General features: G+C 52.9%; 24 protein-coding genes and 1 tRNA gene (1 of these 25 cut by a window edge). 10 read left to right on the top strand and 15 right to left on the bottom strand.

Translation table 11 applies throughout. From position 1 onward, the window contains the following. From MTX78_RS02865 to rpmH, 9 genes are all read right to left on the bottom strand, one after another. Window positions 1-302, bottom strand: partial view of a serine hydrolase gene (locus MTX78_RS02865; protein ID WP_243799740.1) — the beginning only. 961 nt of this gene lie to the left of the window's left edge; only the first 302 of its 1,263 coding nucleotides appear in the window; its start codon is at window positions 300-302; its stop codon lies beyond the left edge, outside the window. A gap of 241 nt (window positions 303-543) precedes the next feature. Then, complete coding sequence (locus tag MTX78_RS02860; protein ID WP_243799738.1) at window positions 544-1,824, bottom strand: hypothetical protein; 1,281 nt, start codon at window positions 1,822-1,824, stop codon at window positions 544-546. Between the two features lie 188 nt (window positions 1,825-2,012). After that, the gene (locus tag MTX78_RS02855) at window positions 2,013-3,317 is read right to left on the bottom strand and encodes an APC family permease (protein WP_243799737.1); all 1,305 of its coding nucleotides are present in this window, start codon (window positions 3,315-3,317) and stop codon (window positions 2,013-2,015) included. A gap of 161 nt (window positions 3,318-3,478) precedes the next feature. Then, window positions 3,479-3,994 carry a DUF2480 family protein gene (locus MTX78_RS02850; RefSeq protein WP_243799735.1) on the bottom strand — a complete coding sequence of 172 codons (516 nt, stop codon included), beginning with the start codon at window positions 3,992-3,994 and terminating at the stop codon, window positions 3,479-3,481. 102 nt (window positions 3,995-4,096) lie between these two features. Next, window positions 4,097-4,795: a tRNA (adenosine(37)-N6)-threonylcarbamoyltransferase complex dimerization subunit type 1 TsaB gene (gene tsaB / locus MTX78_RS02845; RefSeq protein ID WP_243799734.1), complete on the bottom strand. Its 699-nt coding sequence runs from the start codon at window positions 4,793-4,795 to the stop codon at window positions 4,097-4,099. A gap of 14 nt (window positions 4,796-4,809) precedes the next feature. Next, window positions 4,810-5,388 carry a hypothetical protein gene (locus tag MTX78_RS02840; RefSeq protein WP_243799732.1) on the bottom strand — a complete coding sequence of 193 codons (579 nt, stop codon included), beginning with the start codon at window positions 5,386-5,388 and terminating at the stop codon, window positions 4,810-4,812. A gap of 61 nt (window positions 5,389-5,449) precedes the next feature. Further along, the gene (locus MTX78_RS02835; RefSeq protein WP_243799730.1) at window positions 5,450-7,147 is read right to left on the bottom strand and encodes a S41 family peptidase; all 1,698 of its coding nucleotides are present in this window, start codon (window positions 7,145-7,147) and stop codon (window positions 5,450-5,452) included. Window positions 7,148-7,250: 103 nt separating this feature from the next. After that, a complete protein-coding gene (gene rnpA / locus MTX78_RS02830; protein WP_243799728.1) occupies window positions 7,251-7,724 on the bottom strand; it encodes a ribonuclease P protein component in 474 nt (157 codons plus the stop codon). Between the two features lie 6 nt (window positions 7,725-7,730). Continuing rightward, complete coding sequence (gene rpmH / locus MTX78_RS02825) at window positions 7,731-7,889, bottom strand: 50S ribosomal protein L34 (protein WP_086596110.1); 159 nt, start codon at window positions 7,887-7,889, stop codon at window positions 7,731-7,733. 237 nt (window positions 7,890-8,126) lie between these two features. On the opposite strand from rpmH, the gene MTX78_RS02820 reads away from it, so the two are divergent. Both MTX78_RS02820 and MTX78_RS02815 read left to right on the top strand, forming a co-directional pair. Next, the gene (locus tag MTX78_RS02820) at window positions 8,127-9,863 is read left to right on the top strand and encodes a M61 family metallopeptidase (protein ID WP_243799726.1); all 1,737 of its coding nucleotides are present in this window, start codon (window positions 8,127-8,129) and stop codon (window positions 9,861-9,863) included. A gap of 29 nt (window positions 9,864-9,892) precedes the next feature. Continuing rightward, window positions 9,893-10,705: a hypothetical protein gene (locus MTX78_RS02815; protein ID WP_243799724.1), complete on the top strand. Its 813-nt coding sequence runs from the start codon at window positions 9,893-9,895 to the stop codon at window positions 10,703-10,705. An 87-nt stretch (window positions 10,706-10,792) separates the two neighbouring features. Here the strand turns inward: MTX78_RS02815 and MTX78_RS02810 are convergent, their stop codons facing one another. The 3 genes from MTX78_RS02810 to MTX78_RS02800 form a co-directional block, all read right to left on the bottom strand. After that, window positions 10,793-11,062, bottom strand: a complete 270-nt coding sequence (locus MTX78_RS02810) for a hypothetical protein (RefSeq protein ID WP_243799722.1) — start codon at window positions 11,060-11,062, stop codon at window positions 10,793-10,795. 175 nt (window positions 11,063-11,237) lie between these two features. Beyond that, window positions 11,238-12,173, bottom strand: coding sequence for a PfkB family carbohydrate kinase (locus MTX78_RS02805; protein WP_243799721.1), 936 nt, complete (start codon window positions 12,171-12,173; stop codon window positions 11,238-11,240). 197 nt (window positions 12,174-12,370) lie between these two features. Further along, window positions 12,371-12,444, bottom strand: a tRNA-His gene (locus MTX78_RS02800). A 245-nt stretch (window positions 12,445-12,689) separates the two neighbouring features. On the opposite strand from MTX78_RS02800, the gene MTX78_RS02795 reads away from it, so the two are divergent. After that, window positions 12,690-14,117, top strand: a complete 1,428-nt coding sequence (locus tag MTX78_RS02795; RefSeq protein ID WP_243799719.1) for a DEAD/DEAH box helicase — start codon at window positions 12,690-12,692, stop codon at window positions 14,115-14,117. 169 nt (window positions 14,118-14,286) lie between these two features. Here the strand turns inward: MTX78_RS02795 and MTX78_RS02790 are convergent, their stop codons facing one another. From MTX78_RS02790 to MTX78_RS02780, 3 genes are all read right to left on the bottom strand, one after another. Then, window positions 14,287-14,694: a hypothetical protein gene (locus tag MTX78_RS02790; RefSeq protein ID WP_243799717.1), complete on the bottom strand. Its 408-nt coding sequence runs from the start codon at window positions 14,692-14,694 to the stop codon at window positions 14,287-14,289. Between the two features lie 267 nt (window positions 14,695-14,961). After that, window positions 14,962-15,654, bottom strand: coding sequence for a uracil phosphoribosyltransferase (gene upp / locus MTX78_RS02785; RefSeq protein WP_243799715.1), 693 nt, complete (start codon window positions 15,652-15,654; stop codon window positions 14,962-14,964). Further along, window positions 15,642-16,589, bottom strand: a complete 948-nt coding sequence (locus MTX78_RS02780) for a GNAT family N-acetyltransferase (RefSeq protein WP_243799713.1) — start codon at window positions 16,587-16,589, stop codon at window positions 15,642-15,644. Before MTX78_RS02780 ends, upp begins: the two co-directional genes overlap by 13 nt. A 262-nt stretch (window positions 16,590-16,851) precedes the next feature. Here MTX78_RS02780 and MTX78_RS02775 point away from each other — a divergent pair, with 262 nt between their 5' ends. The 7 genes from MTX78_RS02775 to MTX78_RS02745 all read left to right on the top strand — a co-directional run bounded on the left by MTX78_RS02775 (window position 16,852) and on the right by MTX78_RS02745 (window position 24,215). Further along, window positions 16,852-18,678, top strand: coding sequence for a hypothetical protein (locus tag MTX78_RS02775; protein WP_243799711.1), 1,827 nt, complete (start codon window positions 16,852-16,854; stop codon window positions 18,676-18,678). A 110-nt stretch (window positions 18,679-18,788) separates the two neighbouring features. Then, window positions 18,789-19,148, top strand: coding sequence for a hypothetical protein (locus tag MTX78_RS02770; protein WP_243799709.1), 360 nt, complete (start codon window positions 18,789-18,791; stop codon window positions 19,146-19,148). Window positions 19,149-19,215: 67 nt separating this feature from the next. Next, window positions 19,216-21,063, top strand: a complete 1,848-nt coding sequence (locus MTX78_RS02765; RefSeq protein WP_243799707.1) for an ABC transporter ATP-binding protein — start codon at window positions 19,216-19,218, stop codon at window positions 21,061-21,063. Between the two features lie 116 nt (window positions 21,064-21,179). Further along, window positions 21,180-21,446 carry a hypothetical protein gene (locus tag MTX78_RS02760; RefSeq protein WP_243799705.1) on the top strand — a complete coding sequence of 89 codons (267 nt, stop codon included), beginning with the start codon at window positions 21,180-21,182 and terminating at the stop codon, window positions 21,444-21,446. 14 nt (window positions 21,447-21,460) lie between these two features. Then, complete coding sequence (locus tag MTX78_RS02755; RefSeq protein WP_243799703.1) at window positions 21,461-21,814, top strand: hypothetical protein; 354 nt, start codon at window positions 21,461-21,463, stop codon at window positions 21,812-21,814. Window positions 21,815-21,954: 140 nt separating this feature from the next. After that, entirely contained in the window at window positions 21,955-22,374 is a 420-nt protein-coding gene (locus tag MTX78_RS02750) for a hypothetical protein (RefSeq protein ID WP_243799701.1), read from the top strand. Window positions 22,375-22,676: 302 nt separating this feature from the next. Next, window positions 22,677-24,215, top strand: coding sequence for a YifB family Mg chelatase-like AAA ATPase (locus MTX78_RS02745; protein WP_243799699.1), 1,539 nt, complete (start codon window positions 22,677-22,679; stop codon window positions 24,213-24,215). Window positions 24,216-24,224 lie beyond the last annotated feature (9 nt).

Raw genomic sequence — 24,224 nt, 5'->3', positions numbered from 1 at the left:
AGTTTCTCTAGTGCCAAAGCGGCAACAGGAAGCTTGACTAAGCTAGCCGGATTGAAATACTGCCTGGCATCGAGCCGAAAGTCATGCTGCGTGAAATGTGGCCGTCCCAGCGTATCTCGCATGATTTGAGTGTAGATAATCTGTAGTTCATAGTTGGCAGCATGGTTTACGACAGTTGCCAAACGGCTGTCAGAGCGCAGCAGGCTATCGAGGAGAGGACTGTTGGCTACGCGTCTGGTTTGTTGTAGAGTTTGCTTAGGGGGCGCAAGCGTTTGCGCTTTGTTAGGCAACGTAGGCCACATCACTAGCACTAGCAGAGGTGCTATTAAAAGCGCAAGTAGAAATTGGCGAGGCATGTACAGGCGAATAAAGACAGGAAAGATAACTCCACCTGAACCTAGGTTATGCTGACAGTATCAAAGGCATACTGCAGCAAAGTTCCTTAATGCTCTCACTTGCTGCTTGAAGTGTGAAACACTACTTAACACAAAGAGCCGCAACCATGGGGTACGGCTCATATGTGGGTACAAAATGATAGCGCACCTACAAGCTCAATGGCTTTTGACGACGTGCCAGCAGAAGATTGGAATCATTCTGACGCCAGTTATAGCCAGTTCCGAATGGCAATGGGCGTGAACGATTAGCTGTATCGGCGTAGGCTGTGGCCATAGCTGGTTGATAGTGTTTAGCAAATAGATTGATAGGGCGCTTGTACGTGCCATAGTATGTTAGCTGCCAATCGGCCGGGCGGAAATACTTCAGAGCAATACCCGAGTCATCTTGTAAAATATAGTTACTACGTTCCAAGATAAGGTTGCGCACTTTGCTGAAGTAGGGCTTGTGCATGAGGTAGGTGGCAGACTTCACATAGGTGGTCAGTTCCCCAAGACTTTGGGCGTATTGGATAACGGCATCATTGGTAGAACCCATTTTCCAGTCGCTTATATCAGCTGAGAAGTAATACACTCGCTGCTCTTTTCCTGCTTTGCTAACCATAGTTATTTCGACACCAGGAACAACTTTGGGGCTTGGCTTCTGCACAACAGCACTGTCGGCATCGATGAGTTGTCCTTGTTTATCAAGCTGGACATAGCGCACTGTCTGCACTTGGTGGTCGGTACGGGCTGCGAAAAGTAAAATCAGGGGCAACACTCCATCTAACTTTGGGACCTTTCTGGCCTTTACTAGCGTGTCGCCGGGCTGCGCTTTGACTTGCTTGCTCGCTGCTGCAGCTGACTTCAGTTCCACGGCCATGTCATTGGTGCGAAAGAAGCTGAAGTTGAGCACCGACCAAAGTGATGCTTTTACTGCCGGGAATAAATTAGGGTCTTCGAGCGTGCTACGTTGTGGTATCGAGCCTACTGGTTCTAAGCCTAGCAGCACATACGTTTTGCTATCCGGGAACATGGTCACAACGTTCAGCAAGTCGGGGCCGCTAAACGGATAAAAGACGGTAGGGCTGCTGGCACGAACAGAATCAAGTTCGGTGGCAGCCCACTCTTCAATCTTGCTGGTGCGTGTGGTATGATACGTTGTCCAGCTTTTGTTGGCTTCGGCTGCAAAAGCTTGCCAGGCGGGCTGCGCCGTGAGCGGCTTCAACGTGCTTTTACCGCTCACAGTCTGGCCAGCAAGATAAGCAGCTACATCTTGCGCATACGCTGTATCAGGGCGCGCTGGAGCGGGTGGAGCAGCCGCAACCGTATCAGACGGCTCAGAAGGTGCTGTGGCTTGGTACTCTTTGGTTTCAGGTTTTTTTTGTTCAGTACAAGCCGTGAATACTAGAAAAGCGGCCGACAGAACGAGGCTACAAACCGGGAAGCGCATTGGAAAAGACGTTGATGAGAGGCGAAAATACTTAATAGTGACTGAGGCCGAATTGAGATATCAGATCAAGAAGAGAGGTGAGAGCCCTAATTGCCTTCATTCCTGCTTGGATAAAGCATTTCACTACAGCGCTGCTCTTATGCTTTGTGCGTTCCTTTCACAAGGAGATGCCCGAGCAACAGTTTTCGCTACGCCACTTCTTGACGCCGGCTTATAAAGTACACCCCCAAGCCCACCAGCACGGTCAGCAACCCATACAGTGATTCCATTGGCTTGTCATGAACGATGAACCAGAGAGTCCAGGCGTTCAGCAGCAGGAAGATTAGCGGAGTAACTGGGTAACCCCACGCTCGGTAAGGCCGGGGGAGTTCTGGCTGACGCAGACGCAATATAAAAAGGCCCAACACTGTCAGGAACGTGAACAAGCTCAGCACAAAGCCTGCATATAGCAGCACCTGGTCGAACGTGGCAGTAACAATGAAAAACAGTGTTAAAGCGGTTTGAAACAGCGTGGCTCGCACAGGAATGTCGTTTTTGCTGAGCTTCGCCAACCCACCTAGGGTAGGCAAATCTTCGCCCATTACTTGCACGACCCGGGGGCCAGCAAAAATCATAGAACTGATAGTGGACAACAGCAGCACAGAAATAATACCGCCCATCAGCCTCCCTCCTATCGGGCCGAAGAGTTCCGTTGCAGCCACAAACCCTACTTCCACTTGTCCCTTCAGTTTGTTGAGGGGAGTGGAGTACAGAAACACGAAATTCAACCCGATGTATAATAAGAGTACGGCGGCAGTTCCGATGATGAGGATGCGGGGCAGGTTACGTTGTGGTGCATCCACTTCACCGGTCATGTACACTGCGGCGTTCCAGCCAGAATAGGCGTAGGAAACATATACCAACGAAACCGCAAAAGCTGGGCTCAATAGTTCTTGCCAACTACTGGCAGTGGGTGCAAACGGAATAGACTGCGGAGAAGCAGCCAGCAACCCGACCCCGATGAAGACAACCAGCACTACAACTTTGATAGCCGTAACGGCTACCTGCAGTCGGCTGCCTGCCTGCCGACTTGTAGCATGCACAGCCGTGAAAGCCACCACCACTCCTATTGACAGCCATTCTGGCTGCAAGGCTGGCCATACGCTTTTGGCGTACTTGCCGAGAGCCATAGCCGCAAGTGCTGTGGGAGCAGCAAAACCTACCGTAGCCGAGACCCACCCTGAGAGAAAACCTACCGCTGGGTGATAGATACGGGAGAGGAAGTGGTACTCCCCACCCGAACGGGGCATGGCGGCTGCTAGCTCTCCGTAGCTTAAGGCCCCACACAAGGCAATCAGTCCGCCAACCGCCCAGAGCATTAACAGCGTAAATCCGCTTTGAATATCTACTACTTGAAAGCCTAGGCTGGTGAAAACTCCCGTCCCTACCATATTGGCTACAACAATGGCAACACCAGTAATAGGGCTAATTTTATAGCTGGCAGTAGGGGGCATGAAAAGCAGATTGAGGGGCTAAAGATGCAAAGTTGTGCTGACTGTATCCGTGGGATTCAATCATACACCAAACACCCTTAGTAAGGCAACAAGCCTCTCCTGCCTAAAACAGGCAAGAGAGGCTTGCTAAAAAAGGATACGGGATAGGTAAGCAGGCGCTGCTAAACTGCTTTAGGACGCTTGTAGAGCGGCACTGTACTGCACGGTTCGCCATACATAATGCTGGATGTGACTGGCAGCAACTTCTGCATGATGGCCACATACGCATACGTAGGTACTGGCTTTTCGCCACACCCTTTCACTACCACTTTCGCTTCCCGATAGTCTTCGGCGTTTATAGCAGCAATGGCTTCGTGAAACAACTCTTGCTCTAGTGCTTCAAAATTACCAAATACGTAGCGGTGAGCGTGGTTTTGAAGTTTGCTAGCCAACAGCATGTAGGCCCAAGTAGGCACAATAGCGTCAGCGGAGCATACGATAGCCACATTCTTGCCATCATATTGGCTCCAATCGTGGCTTTTGATGAATTCACGAAAATCCTTTTCGCGCAGCATCAAGCCATGAAAAAGATTTTCTTTGATATCATACACCACCCGCTCACCGGGGTGAATAAGCTCCTCGAGATTCAGAGAGGTGAGGGCGCTTTGCGCTACGCGGTTAACAAGTATGTCTTCCATGCTATGTAATGATGCCAAGTCATGCTTGGTGAATCTGTAGAGAAGAGAATATAAATGAACAACCAAAGAAGCCTCTGTGGTCTGCCCAACAGAAACTACAACTTACTTTGGTTTGGGTGTGGTAGTGTACACCTCTTTCAAGTAAAAAGGCTCGTAGTAAGCCACATCCCGAAAGTCCTGGCGTTGGTAAGCTTCCAGTCCCAGCGCCCCCACGGCTATAGCTGAAGGCTCAATACCTGTCAGAAACATAGCGTTGGAATTGTTGGCTACCAATGGTTGGAATTTCGATGCGCCGCTACCAAAGCATAACACCCGATGGTGGGCTAATTGTTCGGCCAAGGTGTCGGAATCGAGTAGCAACGGCGTGGGGGCTACTACCTGCTGTCCGTCGTGAGTGTACACAGCGGCGTACACTTCCATCCGACGAGCATCGAGCATGGGGCAAAACAATGTGTTTTCGGAATACGCAGTGCTAACAGCTACCTGCCGCGCCAACGCCTGCAAGGTACTTATGGCTACCAACGGAATATCCAACGCATAGCAGAGCCCTTTGGCAGCTGCTGCTCCAATGCGCAGTCCTGTGTAAGAACCTGGTCCGTCGGAAACCGCCACAGCAGCGACGTCCTGCAAGTTATGCTGGCTGTTTTCAAGCAACTGACTAATCAATACGCTCAAGTGGGAGGAATGCGACTTCTCCAATCGTAGCTCTGTCTGGCCTACTAAATTGCCATCCGCTAGCTGATGCAAGGCTACGGAGCAAACAGAGGAAGAGGTTTCTAGGGAGAGGATCAGGCTAGGCATGGAGCAAAGTTACGTTACCCACTACTGTCATTCTCGTCTATGGTATCCTGAGAACCTAATCTAGTTATTGCTTGCTTTTCCCATTGTTTATCGTTCCATAGCTTATTCACCCTAGGCTGAACAAACCAAATACCAATTGGCCAGAAAAATAATGCTAAAAAAGGGACTACAACTTGGCTCACGTCTGGCCGGTTCCCGGTTTCCTTCGCAACAAGCAACGAAGCTGGAAACCAATGAGCATGCATATAAGCAAACAAAATGTAAAGAATGATTAAGGAGCCTATACCAGAAGCTTTAAAGCTGCTAGAGGACAACTGGAAGTCAGGATCATCGGCTACAGCGCTGTAGCCGAAAGCAATTGAAACCAGGAATACATTGATCAACAAGAACTTGTAATTGCAACCTCGAATGTCATATTGCATTCGACTTAATGCACTCACAAGCAGGGTTAGCCAAAGCAACATTATCAAGACACTGCTAAATGTCAAAGCAGTGTCAACATCGTTATCGGTTACGAACCAAGAAGCAAAACGCGGAGCCAACAAGCACAAGAATACCTGCCAGTATTTTGCCCGCAGCACAAAGTCATTCATATATAAAACAAGAAAGCCGCCCCAATATGAGCGGCTTTCTTGTTTTATGTAAACGTAGCCTCTACTTCGACGTACCGGCGCCCTTGGTGCTGCTGGCAGCTCGGCCACTCGGGCGCAGCAGAGCAGCATACCGGTTAGGATCGTTGAGGACATTCATTGCCATCAAGATGTTAGGATCATCATCGAAGGTGGCTTCTATCTGGCCTTTCTGGAAGTAGTACCGCGATATAATCTCCTGCTCCAACAGATCCTTTATTTCCGGCTTGAAACGCGTTAAGTCGTTGCTCTTGTTGGTGGATACCTTGCGGCGCATTGCCTCCAATTCAGCTTTTACGTCGTCATAGTGCTTTTCGTCCTTCACCTTTTTGGTGAGGTCAGCCAATGACTTTTCAGCATCGGTGCTGTAGCTGATGTCTTTGCCTTTCAGGTAATCCACGAATTTTTGATACTCGGCGTCATTGATCTTGAACTGCCGAGCGGGCACTATAGTAGGGTGCGTAGCGCGGTAGCGGGTAGCATAGTCGAAGAGGTAGCTTTTTTGGAGCAACACGCGGGTGATGTCTGCAATTTCGCGGTCCATCACTTCTATATCAGGCGCCACACCACCGCCATCGTACACAGTACGGCCGGCTTGGGTTTTGAACGCAGTGCGCAATGAATCGGGCACCTTACCAAGCGTACCATCCTCGGAGCGGTGAGCGTAGTCAATTTCTTGGATGCAACGGCCGCTTGGAATGTAGTACTTCGCGGTGGTCACTTTCAGTTGTGAGTTATAACTCAAGGGCCGCGTTGCTTGCACTAGGCCTTTGCCGAACGTCCGCTCCCCTATTACTACAGCCCGGTCATAGTCTTGCAGCACACCCGATACGATTTCAGAAGCTGACGCTGAGCGGTTGGACGTGATGATGGCTACCGGAATCTGCGTATCAAAAGGCACATCGAGGGCCTTATACGTTTTATTCCACTCGGTTACTTTGCCCTTGGTGCTTACGATATCAAGGCCCTTATCTACAAACAGGTTGGAAATATTGACAGACTCGTTGAGCAAGCCGCCGGGATTGTCGCGAATGTCAAATACTATTTTCTTCGCCCCCTGCTCTTTGAGTTTGGTGAGAGCCATCCGAACCTCCTTGCCCGCATCAACAGTGAAGCCTGCTAATTGGAAGTACCCGATATCCGTAGTAAGCATGCCATAGTAAGGCACATTGTCAACCTGGATTTTGTCGCGGGTGATGTTGATTTCCACGGGCGCATCTTGGCCGTAGCGCGTTACCATCAGTTTCACTAGCGAGTTGGCTTGCCCTTTGAGCAGCTTGCTGATGTCGCTGTTGTTCTTTTTTTCAACGTTGACACCGTTGATTGTCATGATTTCGTCGCCGGGCAGCAAACCAGCTTTTTGAGCGGGGTAGCCTTCGTAGGCGGCTTGCACCACTGTTTTGCCGCCGCGCTTGATGACTACCGCCCCAATACCACCATACTGCCCTGTAGTGAGCGTGCGGAAATCCTCGATATCATCTTCAGGAATATAATTGGTATACGGATCAAGCGACTTCAACATAGCGTCGATGCCCGTCTTTACCAATTTGGCAGGCGGTATCTCATCTACGTAGTACGTATTGACTTCCTTGAAAAGGGTTGCGAATATGTCGAGGTTCTTTGCGATTTCGAAATACCGCTCGTTGTCGGCTGAAGTGGCGGCAACGGATAATAGGGTGGCTCCTCCCAGAAGGAAACCGGCCACAATAGACTTTTTACGCATAAACGAAGGCTGGTAGAACCTCGTCTTTGGCTCCTAAATAAGGGGCAGGAACCAGAGAACAAAGAGAAATGGTGCCGCGGAAGTCACTGAAGCCGCAACTAGTTCAAGGACGCTTTTTTCGGTCCTTTGTTGCGGGCGCGACAAAGGGTTCGGTAAGTAAACGCTCCAGCCCTGAAATTAATTTTTTTTCAACCAGCGCGAAAGGCTTTTTTTCTTTGCCGGTGTAGATAATTGCTAACAAGCCAATGGGGTGGCCATCTACTGCCTCCGTGAGGTGGTGCTTGTTGAGCCGATAAGCTTCGCGCATGAGGCGCTTCAAGTTATTTCGGTCAACAGCGCGCTTGAAGCTGCGTTTGCTTACGCTAACCAGCACTTGTGGAGGCGTAGCGGTAGGCGCGGCAGCCGGCAGCCATACCAAACGCAATGGGTATAAACCAAAAGAAGAACCCTGGCCGAAAAGCTCGTCAATGAGCTTCTTGCGGCATAAGTGTTCTTCTTTTGAAAACGAGTAGGAACGAACCCTATCCTCTGGCTTCGACCCCAGGGGCGAAACACCAGACGGCAACAGGTTACTCACAGGCGCTTAGCGCTTGTGACGGCCTTCGTCGGATACGGTTAGACGCTTGCGGCCCTTGGCACGGCGGCGGGCCAACACGTTGCGGCCGTTGGCGGTTTCCATGCGGGAGCGGAAGCCATGCTTGTTGCGGCGTTTGCGCTGCGAAGGCTGGAAGGTACGTTTCATGGTATATGTAGTGACTCAGTGACAGGTAAGGCCGGCAAAGGTACGAGCTTGACTTTGAAACATCAAAGCCACAGTCACTTTTTTCTGTTTGCAACTTCTGAGAACTGTCCGATTTTCGACTATTTATCCTAATCGAAACCGCTGTTTTCCCGTATCAAAGGCGGCTATTCATCCGCGTTTTTCAGTCGGATAGCCGTAGCTTTACACCAGGTTTCTGCCTACCCGCTTCGCGTTTCTATGATTCACTATTACGTTTCGTTCGAGAACCCGCTTACCTTTTATGTGCAGCTGCAAATGACCTTTGAGGTGTCGAAAGACACTACAGAGCCGTTGGAATTGCAATTGCCTGCCTGGCGGCCCGGACGCTACGAGCTACAGAACTTCGCTCAAAAAATCCAACGAGTAGAAGTAACCGACGCATCCTCACAAGAATTGCTGGCTACCCGTAAGCTCACCAAAGACCGGTGGGAAGTAAGTGGCGCCCAAGGCCGGACGGTGCAAGTGCATTACAACTTCTACGCACACCAAATGGATGCGGGAGGGTCATGGCTTGATGAAACCCAACTTTACCTGAACCCCGTGCAGGGCTTCCTATACATTGAGGGACGCCAGCAGGAGCCGTGCCAGGTGCAGCTACTGTTGCCCGAAGGCTGGCAACTTGCCTGCGGACTTCCCCAAACTGGACCCAACACACTGCAAGCGCAGAGCTTCGACCACCTAGCTGATTCACCCCTTATTGCCAGCCCTACCCTACAATACCGCAACTACGAGGTGCAAGGCCTCCCCTTTTACATCTGGATCCAAGGGGAGTGCCCCGTGGACTGGTCGCGGCTAGTGGCTGACTTTCGGGCATTCAGCGCAGAACAATTGGCCCTGTTTGGCTCATTTCCGGCGCAAGACTACCACTTCCTGAATCAGGTTTTGCCCTACAAGTACTACCACGGCGTAGAGCACCTCAATTCCACTGTCATTACGATTGGGCCAGCGGAGCTGCTGATGACCGAGGGGTTATACAAGGAGCTGTTGGGGGTTAGTTGCCATGAGTTGTTTCATGCCTGGAACATCAAGAGCATTCGGCCAGCGGAAATGCAGCCGTACGACTACTCCAAGGAGAACTACTTCCGCACCTGCTTTATTGCGGAAGGTATTACCACGTACTACGGTGAGTATCTATTAGCACGAGCCGGGGTTCGTACTGCAGCTCAATACTTTGCCGAACTGAATACCGTACTGCGCAAGCATTACGATGACTATGGCCGCTTCAACCTCTCTTTAGCCGATGCTAGCATGGACCTGTGGCTAGACGGCTATAAAGCTGGTGTGCCCGACCGTAAAGTATCGGTGTACCACAAAGGCGCCTTGGTAGCTCTACTGCTTGACATCACTTTGCGCCGCCTTTCCAACCATGCCCGCAGCCTCGACGAAGTGATGCGTCGGCTATGGGAAGAGTTCGGCCAGACTGGCGTAGGCTATACCGAGCAAGACTACATCCGTATTGTGAACGAGGTTGCCGGGCGCGACATGCAGGCTTATTTCGACAAGTTCATCTATGGCGTTGCGTCTCTGGAAGAACCTCTCGACAAAGCGTTGAGCTTTGTGGGCTGTACGCTTCGAATTCAGGAAAACACTTCTGCTTCCGAAGGCCTATTTGGCTTTCGGACAACCGTCAAGAATGAGCGCACCGAAGTCACGGATATTTTACCTGGTTCACCCGCAGCAGCAGCCCTCACCGTTGATGACGAGCTAGTGGCCGTAAATGGCCGGCGAGTTGATATGAACTTGCACAGCCTGCTTTCCACCCGCGAAGATCAGCAATACGAAGTCAGCGTGTTCCGCCAGAACCGGTTGCTAACAGTGCTTTTAAGCGGCCAAACCGAGCAACGATACTGGCAGAAGATTACCATTGAAAAGTTACCCGAGGCAACTCCCGAGCAACAGGCTAGCTTTCGGAGTTGGTTGAAGCAGGATTTTTAAGTAGAGCGTTCAGTTTTTCAGTTCATACCATGTTCCGGCTTCGTGCGGTGATAGTAGTGCTGCCGTTGGCGATACTCCTATTGGCTTGTTCTTTCCGAGGCCCCGCAGAACGGGGCCAGCCGGGCGTATCTACTACGGCCCCAGTTGCGCCGTTGCCACGACCTAAGCCGCCGCGCATCTACCGACTTGGCCATTTGGATACGCTGGTGCAGGTAGCAGGCCGCGTGCTTCCTATTCATCATGCATCGCGGGGGGTGTATGAAAAACTACCAAAGCCTCTCAAACTTCCGGTAGTGCCTTCTTCAGCCGAAGAAGAAGAATCGTTCGACTTTGAAGCCGAGGAACGCATGCGCCTGCGCACGGCGGGTCCGTTGGTACGACGCACGAGCCGCACACTCTGGCTGCAGCCCTCACGGACTAAACCAATTCGGCTTGTCAATAACCCAGCGGAAGACGAAACCAACACGGCCTACGAGTATATCACGTCGATACCTGCTATCCGACAATGGCTGGTGGCCGTGCGGCTTTATGAAGGAGGATACTATTTGTTGGTCGACCAACGCACAGGCCGACGTACCCGCATATGGAGTCCGCCGGCCGTTTCTCCCGATGGACGCCACTTTGTGTGTGGCAACTCCGATGTACTGGCTCGCTACGAACCCAATGGCTTACAACTCTGGACCGTGGAGGATGGCAATGTTCGGCTGCTGTGGGAACGTCAAACCGAATGGGGATGCAACCAACCGCGCTGGCTCGACAACAAGACCATTCTCTTCGAGCAAGACTTTTTTGACCATGGTGACGTCGATACGCGTGTGGTTCGCCTGACGGTGGTACCATAGATTCTGTTCGGCATGCCCGTGTTGAATTCAGAGCACAAAAAAAGCCCCGAATGAACTTCATCCGGGGCTTTTTTTGTGCGGCCAGCGCTACTTCTGATTTTGCTGGCTAGGGTTCGGGCTGTTGCGAGGCTTGTTGATACGGCTGCTCCGTACCTCGTTGAAATTACCGCCCGGCGTATTGTTCTTGATTTGGTTGCCGGTTTCGGTGATATGGTTTTGATTCAAGTTTTGAACGCCACTTGCATCTGCCTCTGTGCTAGGATCCATGGAAGCAGGCATACCGTTTAGGGCATCTGGGCCCATAGGCGAGTTAACTTTTTGATTCGAGGCGGGGTTTTCTTTTTTATGCTTAGACATGACGGTAGAAGCTAAAGGTGAGATGATTGCCTTATGGTTTCTTTTACCGTTTTGTCGGGCATAGGGTTATACATAATAAAGGCGGACTTCACGAAGAAGCCGGTAAGAACGGGAGATATCCTCGCAGTTCTTACCGGCTTCTTCGTGAAGTTCGCCTCAGTATACGCCTGTTTGGCTAGGCGTTTTGGGTTGCCGTGGCAGGCATAACCGCCACCAAATCAGCAAATTTCTGCTCCCTAGCCTCCACTTCTTCAGCCGTTAGATTCAACAGACGCTCCGTACCGAACTTCTCGACGCAGAAAGAAGCCATGGCCGAGCCGTGTACTACGGCGCGTTTCATGTTTTCGAAGCTAATATCGTCGGTGGCGGCGAGGTAGCCGATGAAGCCCCCCGCGAAGGTGTCGCCGGCGCCGGTGGGGTCAAATACTTCTTCCAGGGGAAGAGCTGGCGCGAAAAACACTTTGTTTTTGCAAAACAGCAAAGCGCCGTGCTCTCCTTTCTTGATGATAACCGTCTTGGGACCCATACCCATGATGATTTTAGCGGCCTTTACCAACGAATGCTGCCCCGAAAGCTGGCGCGCCTCTTCGTCGTTGATGCTAAGCACGTCCACCATTTCAATGGTCGTTTTTAGCTCATCTAGTGCCACATCCATCCAGAAGTTCATGGTGTCCATCACGATGAGCTTAGGACGGTTAACTAGGCGCTGAATAACGAGGCGCTGTACTTGCGGCGCCAGATTGCCCAGCATCAAATACTTGCAATCCTGGTAGCTGTCGGGCAGAACAGGGTCGAAGTTGGCTAGTACATTGAGTTCGGTTACCAGCGTCTCGCGCGAGTTCAGGTCGTTGGAATACTTGCCCGACCAGAAGAACGACTTCTCCCCTTCTTTGATCTGCAACCCTTCGGTATCCACCCCGTGCTCTTCCAGCAACAGAATATCGGATTGCGGGAAATCGTCGCCTACTACGGCCACCAGCTTTACGGGCTTCAGCGAATAGCTGGCCGAGAGGGTGATGTATGTGGCAGCACCACCGATAATCTTATCGGTTTTGCCAAACGGCGTTTCTAGGGCATCGAAGGCTACGGAGCCGATTACGACCAAGCTCATATTTAGAAGGGGTAAGAATGATTCAAACAGAGAATTTGTCTTGCAACGTCACAAATATCCAAATCCTTCCGCACTACACTGAATTTTGTTGAACGGAGGGTTTGGAAACAGCCCGTTTCGGTTCTTAACCCTCAGACAAATAACGGCTAACCTAAAAAGAAAAAGCCTCAAGCACAATGCTTGAGGCTTTTAGGGAGGGTAAATAATGGGGCTCGAACCCACGACCTTCGGAATCACAATCCGACGCTCTAACCAGCTGAGCTATATCTACCGTGTTTGGTAATAGAGCCACAAAAGTAGCGCATGGAGTTGAATTTGCAAGTTTAATGAGGATTTTTTTGTCGGACCTCCACAGTTGCAACATCCAAGTGAGTGGCATAATCTGTTGCGTAAGCTAGTGCCTTGGCACCTATCTGCCTAACGCGTAGGTAGTCGCGCACCACTTAACGGAACGAGTTTTCGTGTCGCAGCCGTTAGGGGTTCCGTACCTTTGCGTTTCGTAATACCCTCTTTGTCATGTCCGATACGCCGCAACCGGCCTCCTTCGCCGATTTCAAGCTCAATAAACAATTACTCACGGCCGCGGCTGAGGCGGGCTTCACGGAGCCGACGCCCGTGCAGGTGCAAACAATTCCGCTGTTGCTCTCCGGCCACGATGTGCTAGGCATCGCGCAAACCGGAACCGGCAAAACGGCCGCGTTCGGCTTGCCCCTACTCATGAAAGTGAAGTACGCGCAAGGCACCAATCCGCGGGCCCTGATTTTGGCTCCAACTCGTGAATTGGCCATGCAGATCGAGACGCACCTCAAGCGTCTCGCCACCTATACCGACCTGCGCATTTTTGCCATTTATGGCGGACTGGGGCCTAAAACCCAAATTGAAACCATTGCCAAAGGTGTAGACATCCTGATTGCTACGCCCGGGCGCTTGCTGGAACTCTACCTGCGCGGCGACTTGGTGCTGAAGGAGTTGAAAACGCTGGTTTTGGATGAGGCCGACAAGATGATGGATATGGGCTTTATGCCGCAGATCCGTCGTATTCTGGAGATTATTCCGAGCAAGCGCCAAAACGCACTGTTTTCCGCCACCATGGCGGACAAGGTAACCTCGCTGAGCGAGGAGTTTCTGGAGTTTCCGATGCGCGTGGAAGTAACCCCATCGGCTACTTCGGCTCAGAATGTGGTGCAGAGCCTGTACGAGGTTCCCAACCTCGTAACCAAGATCAACTTGCTGGGGTACCTGCTCCGCGACCAGGCCACTTTCAACCGAGTTATGATTTTCACGCGCAGCAAGATGCACGCTGAGAACGTGGCGCATTTTTTGGGCCGTAAGATAGCCGGCGAAGTACGCGCCATTCATGGCAACAAGGGCCAGAATGCACGCATCAATGCTATGGAAGCCTTTAAGGCGGGCGAAGTACGCTTTCTGGTGGCTACCGATGTGGCGGCGCGTGGCATTGATGTGCCTGAAGTAAGCCACGTTATCAACTTCGACGTGCCTTTGATCTACGACGACTATGTGCACCGGATTGGGCGTACGGGCCGGGCGAAGCACACGGGCGCGGCCATCACTTTCGCCAACGAAGCGGAAATGCACCACATAGCGCGCATCGAGGAGCTTATCAAGCAGCCTATTCCGTTGGTACCGTTTCCAGCCGAGGTGGAAGTAGCGGAAACCCCGTTCGAGGAGCAGCAAAGCATGAACCGAGAGCAAGACGAGCGCCGCCGCCGCGAAGACCCGAACTTCCAGGGTGCTTTCCACGAGCGTAAGGAGTACGTTAAGCCTGGTGTTACGATTGACAAGCGCACTGGCCGCACGTACGTGGAAGGTCCTAACCGCAGCCAGAAAGGCAACAAGGCCCGCCCTTCGAAAGGCAGTGCTTCCAAACCCGCGGTAAAAGCAGTGAAAGCGGCTATTGCCCGCTCGAAAGGCAAGCGCAAATAAACCACGGATGTAGCCTGGTTTTCCAGATTATACGGATGGCATAGGAGATGTTAGGCTTAGGAGCTACATACAAAACGAGCAAGGCTTGCCATCTGGCAAGCCTTGCTCGTTTTGTATGGTTCGCGAAATCCGTATAATCCGAAACCCTCGTCTACACTACATCCGTGGTTTAATGGTGAAAAATAGCCAAGTGGCTGAAGCGTATGGCTAGCATGGTAAAAGCCGCTCCCCACAGCACCGCGCTCCAAAGCATGTGTAACAGAATGCGCCAGCGAGGAACATGAAGCTGCGTGGCAATGACGGTGCCCCCGATGGGGCTGAACAGAATAGGCGTTAGAAACGCAATACCGCCCATGCCGAAGCGGCGGAAAATGCCTACAATGCGCCGGCTCTTTCGGCTGAACAGAGGTTTGCCTTTTTCTTCACGTTTGCGCCGCAGGTGCAGTGCCCACATCTTGCCCACTCCCGAAACGAGCACCACCGTGGTCATCATGCCTGCCACTGACAGAGCCCAGATGAGAGGAAACGACAACCCGGCGGCAATGCCCGCAACTGGGGCTGCCACAAACTTGACCATCCCCAGCAAGAAAACGGAAGCGTATTTGAAAAGATGAGTTAACACGAGGTGTGCAGCGGGTAAAAAGGAGAAGAGCAGTAGCCGAACCCGAAGTTACAAAGAAGACAAGCACCTTATTGGTTCAACTCCAAAAAGTAACACCGAGTTGATACAGCTCAGAAGCACTGTGTCTGCTGCGCACAGCAAGTAGGCTACAAAGTATTCTGTGCGTATGCTACCATACCACTTCAGGCTGTTCAATACGCAGCTCTACACGTGCCGTTCACCCTATAATTTGCTGCCGTACGATAAGTCGCCGGCGTCGCCGAGGCCGGGCACTATATACGCCTGCGCATTGAGCTTCTCGTCGATGGCGGCTACCCAAAGCGTTGCCTCTGGAATTTCGCGGGTAACGTGCGCTACTCCTTCGGGGCTGGCAATAACGGCGGCAATATGCACTTGCCGAGGCGTGCCGAAGCGCAGCATGGCCCGGTATGTTTGGACCAGCGACTTACCGGAAGCCAGCATCGGATCAGCCAAAATCAATACCCGCTCATCGAGCCGCGGCGCCGATAGGTAGTCTACCTGCACTTGCACTTGGGCCGTACCCTCAATGCGGTAAGCGGCCACGAACGCGCTAGGCGACTGGTCGAAGTAATTTAGGAAGCCTTGGTGAAAAGGCAGGCCCGCTCGAAGCACCGTGGCCAGAATTGGAAAGTCATGGAGTTGCTTGCTGCTGGACTCCCCCAGAGGGGTTTTCACCGTTTTGTCGGTGTAGCTGAGGTGCGCGCTAATGCGGTAGGCCATTATTTCACCGAGGCGCTGCAGGTTACGACGGAAACGCAGGGAGTCGCGCTGCACTTCCACATCGCGCAGCTCAGCTAGGAAGTGGTTGGCAACCGAGGGTTCGGCGCATACCACGTGCACGCGCGCAGGCTCGGTGGCGGGTAGGTCGGGGGTGGCAGGAGTTAGCGAGTCCATTGCAGATACCAGGGGCGTTGAGTGAAGGAAAGGGCCGCGTAGGCTACGGGTTTGGCCCCGAAGTTGGCGAAAAAACGGGCAATAGATGGAATCATACTGCCCTCGAAATCTAGTACGAGTTCCGGTGTATTGGCGTGGCGCTGGATGGCATGGTCGAGCAAGAGCACCGGGGCACCGGCTTTCTTACCGGCTGGGGAAGCGGCGGCAAACAAGTACACGAGCTTGGTACGAAACCGCACGAAAAAAGCGCCAGCTAGCAATTCGCCGGTATCGGGCGCCCGTACCTCCAGTAGTTCCATGGCCTCCCCTCGTTGTTGCCCGGCGGCTACCAGTTGGCGTAGCATCGTATAGTGATACCAGCGCAGGCCCGCCGCCGCGCCCTTGGTTTGCCGGAACAGCTTCATCATGGAATCTATTTCCTGCGTGGCCGCTACAACCAAGGGCACTGCGGCCTCGGAATTCTGGCGCAAACGGCGCCGATTATCAGTGAAATATCCCGCTCGCAACACCGCGTAAGAACGATCTAGAGGCAAGTGGTACGTATGCCGCAAATGGCATGATAGCGGTAAGGCAGCCGCAGGAAACTCAGTTTGGTCGTTGAGTTGGGTATAGAAGTGGGCGTAACGGGTTGGAAGGGCTAGTAGGTGCTGCATGGCACTCTCCACTGTGCTTCCCGCAACGGTTAGCACTCCTAGCTGCTGCGTGAAAGGCGGCTGGTGTACCTCCCGGCCCCATGGGCGCCACTTGACGGGCAGCGGCACCACCGACAGATACCGGCCAGTGCCCGCCTCTATTTCCACCAGCGCATCCCAGCGGCCAGCAGTAGCTTGAAGCCACCAGCTTTGTGCGTAAGGCACCACCTGCTGCGCCTGCTCCACGCAGGCATCCCAGGCAGCAAGGTCTAGTTCAGAATGGCGGAGCAAACGAAGTGGCACAGCACAAAGGTAGTCGGGGAGGCCACTCCAGAAGACAGTGTGGGCGGTATTGCTACCAATAGCCTGCCTTAGAGCAATCTGCTGCTGTATAAGCCGAGGGAAAGGCACTTATCATGCTTAATGGCTTTCCTCTTACTTGCAGGATTCTTGCGGCCGTTGCACACCAAATACGCAAACAGCCACGTTGTTGCGCCCTACTCTTGCGGCAAGTGCGTAGGTTTGTTGAACTGCGCGCTAGTTTTTGGGAGGCCGCCCTGCTTTTATGAAAAAACATCTTCTTTTTGTAGCGTTTTGCGCTTTATCAGCTAGCCAAGTGGCTGGCCAGAGTATGTCGTTTCAGTTTGATGGGCCGGTGCCTCCCCCCACTATCCCAACGGCCGACGTGCCCACAGCACCCGTTACGGTATCCCTCGACTCGGATGTGTATCGGCTCATCGACCGGTATGCCATTAAGTACGGCAGCGACTCGGTTGGTAGTAGCCTGCACACATCCGTCCGCCCCTACACCCGTTCTGCGGTGGTGCGGCTGGCCAACCAGATGCTAGCCGATAGCGCCAATCTGTCGGCGCAGGACCGTTTCAACGCCGAGTACTTATTGCGCGACAACTGGAACTTCACCAACCAAGCCAACGCCGCTTACAACCAAGGACGTCGGCCGCTGCTCAAGAACTTCTATCAGCGCCAATCTGACCTCTATAGCCTTAGTATTCCTGATTTTACCTTGCGCGTGAACCCCGTACTGGGCCTTTCGGCGGGTAAAGACTCGGAGACGGATGGGCTGCGCTATGTGAACACGCGCGGTGTGCAGGTGGAAGGGACGATTGACGAGCGGCTGGGCTTCTACACGTTCCTCGCCGACAACCAACAGGGAGTACCCCTTTACGTGCAGGACCGGGTGCGGCGCGACAGAATAGTGCCCCACGAAGGCTATTGGAAGGATTTCAAAACGGTAGGCGGCAACCAGTACGACTTCTTTACGGCTCGTGGGTACATCACGTACGCTGCCACCAAGCACATCAGCGCCCAGCTGGGCCACGACCGAAACTTCATCGGCAACGGCTACCGCTCCCTCATCCTCTCCGACTATAGTGCCCCGTATTTCTTTCTGAAGCTGAACACGCGCATCTGGAAGCTCAACTACCAGAACCTGTTCACGGAAATGATTGCGGACCGCAGCTACGACGGAAACGGCAGCCCGATAGATGAAGTGTACCGAAAGAAGTACATGGCGCTCCATCATCTTAGCTTCGATGTGACGCCTACTTTCAACGTGGGCGTATTTGAAAGCACCATCCTAGGGGGCCGCAGTTTTAGGAGAGACAGTACAGGCCAGAACATACCCGGCAGCCAACGCCGTGGCTTCGAACTGGAATACTTGAACCCGCTTATCTTCTATCGTGCTGTTGAGCAGCATGTCGGCTCCGCTGACAACACGGTGTTGGGACTGGACTTCAAGTGGAATTTCAAACGTACCGCACAACTTTACGGGCAGTTGATGCTGGACGAGTTTAAGCTGAGCGAGATACGTGCCCGTGATGGGTGGTGGGCCAATAAACAAGCTTTCCAGTTGGGCGCCAAGTATGTGGATGTGGCTGGTATTCGGACGCTCGACGCGCAGGTGGAGTTCAATTATATCCGCCCCTTCACGTATCAGCACGAAGACAGCTACACGAATTACCAGCACTACCAGCAGCCCCTCGCTCACCCGATGGGTGCTAACATTTATGAGTTGCTGGGCATCCTGAGCTACCAGCCTATTCCACGCTTGCAGCTTGTAGGCAAGCTGTTTTACACCGTGCAGGGCCTAGACCGAACCAACGACGACGGCTCTATTGTCAACTACGGCGGCAACGTGCTACTGCCCTATGATCCTCGCGTAAGCGAGTACGGCAATAGCACCGGCCAAGGCAATCGAACGCGCTTGGTGCACACCGACCTTACTGCCACCTACCAGCCGCGGCACAACCTGTGGCTGGATGCAAAGCTGATCGTGCGCCGCCAGTCCTACACCGATTTGGCTACCCAAAACACCGTGTACCCTTCGGTGGCATTGCGCTGGAATATTGCGCAGCGCCTACACGAGTTTTAATTGGCGCCTGTCAAGTGCTGATTCAGTGTTGCTATCCCCAAAGCTGAAAGCCTTTATCAGTCATACAGTTACCGCTTAATAATCATCTATTAGCAATTATCACTCGTCCCATGCGCCACGAACCCGAAGCGTTGCTGCTGTACCGGCCCGTTAATCAGCAGGAACTGGATTTGATAGCCGCTTCGGGTTGGCTGGAGTTTCCGCCGCGCTTACCGGAGCAGCCCATTTTTTATCCGGTGCTGAACGAGCAATATGCCGCCCAGATTGCGCGCGACTGGAATGTGCCTTACTATGGCGTTGGCTATGTACTGCGCTTTGCGGTGGAAGCCGAGTACGCGGCTTCGTTCCCGGTGCAAAATGTAGGCAACCAGGAGCACGAGGAGTTATGGGTGCCAGCCGAAGAATTAGCCGACTTCAACCGCCACATTATGGGGCAGATTGAAGTAGTAGCTGTTTTCAAGGCCGAGTAAGCCTACGGGCTTCGTTTGGGAACCACCTGAACCGACCAATTGGAATGCCTTACCTTTACCGCTTCCAATGAAGACCTACCTGCGCATTCTGCAATACGCCCGGCCGCTGGCTAATTTTCTGCCACAGTACTTACTGTACACGGTATCGGGCACCGTTTTTGGCTTGGCCAATTTTACGCTAGTTATTCCGCTGCTGTCTGTTCTATTCGAGAAGACCAATGCAGTAGCCCTGAAAGCCCCAACTCAGCTTCCTGCTTTTCACTTCGGCATCAGTTGGGTGAAAGACACCTTCAACTATTACTTCGCCGATGCCTTGGCCGCGTATGGCGAGATGGGCGCCCTCACGTTTGTGTGCGCGGTGGTAGTGCTATCAGTGCTCCTGAGTAATCTATTTCGCTACTTGGGCCTACGGCTGCTAGCCACAGTGCGGGCCCGCGTTATCCGCAATTTGCGCCGCGACTTATACCACCACATCATTGGGCTGCAACTAGGCTTTTTTGGGGGCGAGCGAAAAGGTGACTTGATGTCGCGCTTCACATCCGACGTGCAGGAGGTGGAAACTTCAGTGGTTAATACCATGACGGCCGTTATTCAAGAGCCGCTCAAGATTGTGGCTTACTTTTCGGTTCTGTTCTACATATCGGTTCCGCTCACGCTTTTTGCGCTCATCCTACTGCCGATTTCTGGTGGCCTGATTGCGGGAGTGGCTAAGCGCCTGCGCAACCAAGCTAAGCAAAGCCAAAGCACGCTCGGCACCATGCTTTCCGTAATTGACGAGACGCTGGGTGGCATTCGGGTCATTAAGGCCTTCAACGCCCAGGAGTACATCAAAGGCAAGTTCGAGAGCCAGAACGAGCAGTATGCTCGTACGTCGCGCGCCATTGATAATACCCGTGACTTGGCTTCCCCCTTCTCGGAATTTGCTGGCGTGCTAGTGGTAGTAGGCCTGCTCTATTACGGCGGCACTCTGGTGCTCGGGGGGCAGTCTAGCTTAGATGGTGAAACCTTTATTGGTTACGTTATTCTCTTCTCACAGGTGCTCACACCAGCCAAAGCATTATCGTCGTCGTTTGGCAATATCCAGCGCGGCTTAGTAGCTGGCGAAAGAGTACTGAACATTATCGACACGCAGCCCGCCATTCGGGATAAGCCTGGTGCAGAAGTGCTGCCCCCTTTCAAGCATCAAATAGAATTACGGAGCCTGCAGTTTGCGTACGGCGACGCTCCCGTATTGCAAGACATTAATCTGACCATCGAGAAAGGAAAAACGGTGGCGCTGGTTGGGCCTTCCGGTTCGGGCAAAAGCACCTTGGCTGATCTGCTACCCCGTTTCTACGACCCTACGGGTGGCCAGATCCTAGTGGATGGCCACGATGTGCGCGACTGTACCGTGCATTCGGTACGAAACCAAATGGGCATCGTGACGCAGGAAAGCATCCTCTTCAACGATACCATCTACAACAATATTCGCTTCAATACCGAGGCTACGGAAGAGCAGGTCATAGAGGCCGCTCGTATTGCCAATGCGCACGAGTTCATTCTAGCAACTCCCGACGGCTATCAGACCATGATTGGTGACCGGGGCGGCCGGTTATCAGGAGGGCAACGGCAGCGCCTGAGCATTGCCCGAGCCATCCTACGCAACCCGCCCATTCTTATCCTCGACGAAGCTACCTCGGCCTTGGATACCGAAAGTGAGAAACTAGTGCAGGAAGCCTTAACACGCCTGATGCAGCATCGGACCTCCTTGGTTATTGCGCACCGATTAAGCACTGTGCAGCACGCCGATGAAATCATTGTGCTCCATCAAGGACGCATTGCCGAGCGTGGCACCCACGACGAGCTTTTACGGCGTCCTGGCGGACTCTACCAGCGTTTAAGCCAGCTTCAAGCAACCAACGCGGCTTTGGTATAAGGTACAGGCACGCGCCCTGCTGAACCGTAGTAGCACAACGCCAGCTATGCAGCTGTATCCTCAGCCTATTTAGATGCAGTCTGTATTTCTTGTTGCTAACCTATTGCGCTGTACCTATGACAACTACGACCTCAACTCCTAAAACTCCTTGGTACCGAGCGCCCTGGTTCTGGTTGCTGGCATTGCTAGTGCTTGGTGTGCGGATAGGCTACAAAATCAAGCGCCACGACGAGAATCCTAGCGCGAAAACGCGTATGGAACAACTGAATGCGCGTTCCAAGAATTTGGAAGAACAAATACGCGCTTCCCAAGCAGGCAATTCAGGGCCCGTAGTGGTAGCTGATTCCACTTTACTGGCCGACACTATGGGGGCGCAACACTAAACACTTGTTTGTGCATGGCAGAACCCGCTAACAACACCCGCCGCTGGGTAGCCACGCTGCTTGCTGTGCTCTTCGCGATACAAGCAGGCAACTGGTTGTGGCGCACGTATCGGCGGTTGCAGGGCCCTACGCCTCAGCAAGTAGCCGAAGCCGCTTTGCAACGCAAAATAGCGGCCAGCCACGCCTACGACAACCAGCTGTTACGAGCCAATAGCTTGCTCGACCGGCAAGACACCACCGCGGCCAGCCATCTGTTAGACTCACTCCGGCAACAGCCTACAAGCGGTTTGTTTCCTATTGAACTGCAAAAACTACGGACAACTACTCTACGCCTAGACTCTGTTCGCTCCACTGCCACAGCTCCATAACCGCAGGCCGGTACAGAGTGCGCTTGCAGCAAAGCTCGACCGTACCAGAGAATTACAATCAGCGAAAGCCTATATTTAACCCGCCCCCCACCTTTTTGCGTACGACGGGCATCGCTCTCTCACTTTAGCATTTTCATCTTATGCTCGCTCTGAAACGCTTAGTTACTGTTCTCGTCATGGTATATCTGCTGCTCGCGCTGCTGATCATCTTGAGTCCTGGTTCGCGCGACAGTCTGATATCGGTGACGGCTGGTAGCAATCCTACCAACTTCTACTTTGGCTTGTTTCTGGCTGGTGCTGTATTATTGACCTTGCAGCTCATCACTGAAAACCTAGACAGTGTGCTCTTGCGCCGTGATGTAGCTTCGCGAGAAGGCAAGATCAACGAACTCAAAGCCCGCCTATACGATCAGCAATTAGAGCAACGCACCACTAGCAGCGCCGGTATAGGAGCCCCCCGCACTGGTACCACGGTGCACCCTGAGGGCTATACCCCTCCTACCCCCGTACCACCCGCCCGCCCGCTCACCTCCGACCGCGACAATGCGCCGCTGGTATAGGTAGCACGTAGTATAGTGCGCTATGCTGCTGTCCTTGTTCAGATGGCGCACTGCTAGCAATTTGCTTGTCTTGCTATCCGCCTTCTAGCGGTTGTATCCTACTTCAGGTTCCAGGGTTTGCTGCTTTATGGCTACCTCGAAACCACTAAGAACCTCGCCCAATGGTAGCTGCACTTCAAAGCAGTTAGCGTTGGGCGAGGTGTTTATGTAGTGTTTATACGCTATGACTACCTATACACTACAAGCTCACACACTATTTCTAGTATCTTCGTTAAATTCTATTCCATTTACGTTACTGCTTTATGCTTACAAAAACCTTCGGCTCCGCCGTACAAGGTGTTAATGCTTATACCATCACTATCGAAGTAGTCGTTTCGCAGGGCACCAATTTCTATGTAGTTGGGCTACCCGACAATGCTATCAAGGAAAGCCAACAGCGGATTGAAGCCGCTCTGAAGTGTAGGGGCTACCGCATGCCACGCACCAAGGTGGTAGTAAACATGGCTCCCGCCGATATTCGTAAGGAAGGTTCCAGCTATGATTTGCCTATTGCGTTAGGCATTCTGCACGGTTCACAGCAACTCAATACAGAGCGCCTATCCGAGTACATTATTATGGGAGAGTTGGCATTGGACGGCGCCCTCCGCCCGATTCGAGGCGTATTGCCTATTGCCATTCAGGCCCGCAAGGAAGGCTTCAAGGGGTTTATCTTACCCAAGGAAAACGCCCGTGAGGCCGCCATTGTCAATAACCTCGACATTATTGCCGTCGAAAGTATGCAGGAGGCTATTGACTTCTTTGAGGGGCGCCTTGCCATCGAGCCGACGGTGCTGGACACCCGAGACATTTTTCAGCAAGAAGCCAACCAATACGCCGCCGACTTTGCTGATGTGCAAGGCCAGGAAAACATCAAACGGGCGCTGGAAATAGCTGCTGCAGGTGGCCACAACGTCATCATGATCGGCCCACCGGGCGCAGGCAAAACTATGTTGGCTAAGCGCCTGCCTACTATTCTGCCTCCCTTAAATATGTTGGAGGCGTTGGAAACCACCAAAATTCATTCGGTGGCAGGGAAGTTGGGTAGCAATGCTTCCTTACTGGGCAACCGGCCGTTTCGTGCGCCGCACCACACTATTTCGGATGTGGCGCTGGTAGGTGGAGGCAGCAACCCGCAGCCTGGTGAAATCTCGCTGGCGCACAACGGCGTGCTGTTTCTAGACGAACTGCCCGAGTTCAAGCGGACGGTGTTGGAAGTAATGCGGCAGCCGTTGGAGGAACGCCGAGTTACTATTTCGCGGGCTAAGGTCAGCATCGACTTTCCTGCCAACTTCATGCTCATTGCCAGCATGAACCCCTGCCCTTGTGGCTATTACAACCATCCCGAGAAGGAATGCGTGTGTGGTCCTGGGGTAGTGCAGCGCTACCTCAACAAAGTAAGCGGCCCGCTCCTCGACCGGATTGACTTGCATGTGGAAGTAACGCCCGTCACGTTCGACCAAATGACGGAGACGCGCAAGTCGGAAACCAGCCACGACATTCAGCAACGCGTGGAAAAAGCCCGGACGGTGCAGACAAAACGGTTTGCTGAGGTTCCTGACATTTTCTCGAACGCCATGATGCCGCCCCAGATGGTGAAAGACATCTGCCAGATCAACCCGGCAGGCCGCGCGTTGCTCAAAACTGCTATGGAACGGCTCGGTCTTTCGGCCCGCGCTTATGACCGCATTCTGAAAGTGGCTCGCACCATTGCTGACTTGGCTGGCGCTCAGGATATTCAGATCGAGCATTTAGCTGAGGCCATTCAATATCGGAGCTTAGACCGTGAAGGTTGGGCTGGCTAGCACCCGTAG

It is taken from the genome of Hymenobacter tibetensis (assembly GCF_022827545.1).
Taxonomy (GTDB): Bacteria; Bacteroidota; Bacteroidia; order Cytophagales; family Hymenobacteraceae; genus Hymenobacter; species Hymenobacter tibetensis.
Note: the sequence above shows the minus strand (reverse complement) of the source record. Positions and strands in the feature narration are given on the sequence as shown.

Bases quoted from the DNA above. Each gene is read 5' to 3' on its own strand.
- MTX78_RS02860 (WP_243799738.1), bottom strand. From the start codon at position 1,824: ATGCGCTTCCCGGTTTGTAGCCTCGTTCTGTCGGCCGCTTTTCTAGTA.
- MTX78_RS02855 (WP_243799737.1), bottom strand. From the start codon at position 3,317: ATGCCCCCTACTGCCAGCTATAAAATTAGCCCTATTACTGGTGTTGCC.
- MTX78_RS02850 (WP_243799735.1), bottom strand. From the start codon at position 3,994: ATGGAAGACATACTTGTTAACCGCGTAGCGCAAAGCGCCCTCACCTCT.
- tsaB (WP_243799734.1), bottom strand. From the start codon at position 4,795: ATGCCTAGCCTGATCCTCTCCCTAGAAACCTCTTCCTCTGTTTGCTCC.
- MTX78_RS02840 (WP_243799732.1), bottom strand. From the start codon at position 5,388: ATGAATGACTTTGTGCTGCGGGCAAAATACTGGCAGGTATTCTTGTGC.
- MTX78_RS02835 (WP_243799730.1), bottom strand. From the start codon at position 7,147: ATGCGTAAAAAGTCTATTGTGGCCGGTTTCCTTCTGGGAGGAGCCACC.
- rpmH (WP_086596110.1), bottom strand. From the start codon at position 7,889: ATGAAACGTACCTTCCAGCCTTCGCAGCGCAAACGCCGCAACAAGCAT.
- MTX78_RS02820 (WP_243799726.1), top strand. From the start codon at position 8,127: ATGATTCACTATTACGTTTCGTTCGAGAACCCGCTTACCTTTTATGTG.
- MTX78_RS02815 (WP_243799724.1), top strand. From the start codon at position 9,893: ATGTTCCGGCTTCGTGCGGTGATAGTAGTGCTGCCGTTGGCGATACTC.
- MTX78_RS02810 (WP_243799722.1), bottom strand. From the start codon at position 11,062: ATGTCTAAGCATAAAAAAGAAAACCCCGCCTCGAATCAAAAAGTTAAC.
- MTX78_RS02805 (WP_243799721.1), bottom strand. From the start codon at position 12,173: ATGAGCTTGGTCGTAATCGGCTCCGTAGCCTTCGATGCCCTAGAAACG.
- MTX78_RS02795 (WP_243799719.1), top strand. From the start codon at position 12,690: ATGTCCGATACGCCGCAACCGGCCTCCTTCGCCGATTTCAAGCTCAAT.
- MTX78_RS02790 (WP_243799717.1), bottom strand. From the start codon at position 14,694: ATGGTCAAGTTTGTGGCAGCCCCAGTTGCGGGCATTGCCGCCGGGTTG.
- upp (WP_243799715.1), bottom strand. From the start codon at position 15,654: ATGGACTCGCTAACTCCTGCCACCCCCGACCTACCCGCCACCGAGCCT.
- MTX78_RS02775 (WP_243799711.1), top strand. From the start codon at position 16,852: ATGAAAAAACATCTTCTTTTTGTAGCGTTTTGCGCTTTATCAGCTAGC.
- MTX78_RS02770 (WP_243799709.1), top strand. From the start codon at position 18,789: ATGCGCCACGAACCCGAAGCGTTGCTGCTGTACCGGCCCGTTAATCAG.
- MTX78_RS02765 (WP_243799707.1), top strand. From the start codon at position 19,216: ATGAAGACCTACCTGCGCATTCTGCAATACGCCCGGCCGCTGGCTAAT.
- MTX78_RS02760 (WP_243799705.1), top strand. From the start codon at position 21,180: ATGACAACTACGACCTCAACTCCTAAAACTCCTTGGTACCGAGCGCCC.
- MTX78_RS02755 (WP_243799703.1), top strand. From the start codon at position 21,461: ATGGCAGAACCCGCTAACAACACCCGCCGCTGGGTAGCCACGCTGCTT.
- MTX78_RS02750 (WP_243799701.1), top strand. From the start codon at position 21,955: ATGCTCGCTCTGAAACGCTTAGTTACTGTTCTCGTCATGGTATATCTG.
- MTX78_RS02745 (WP_243799699.1), top strand. From the start codon at position 22,677: ATGCTTACAAAAACCTTCGGCTCCGCCGTACAAGGTGTTAATGCTTAT.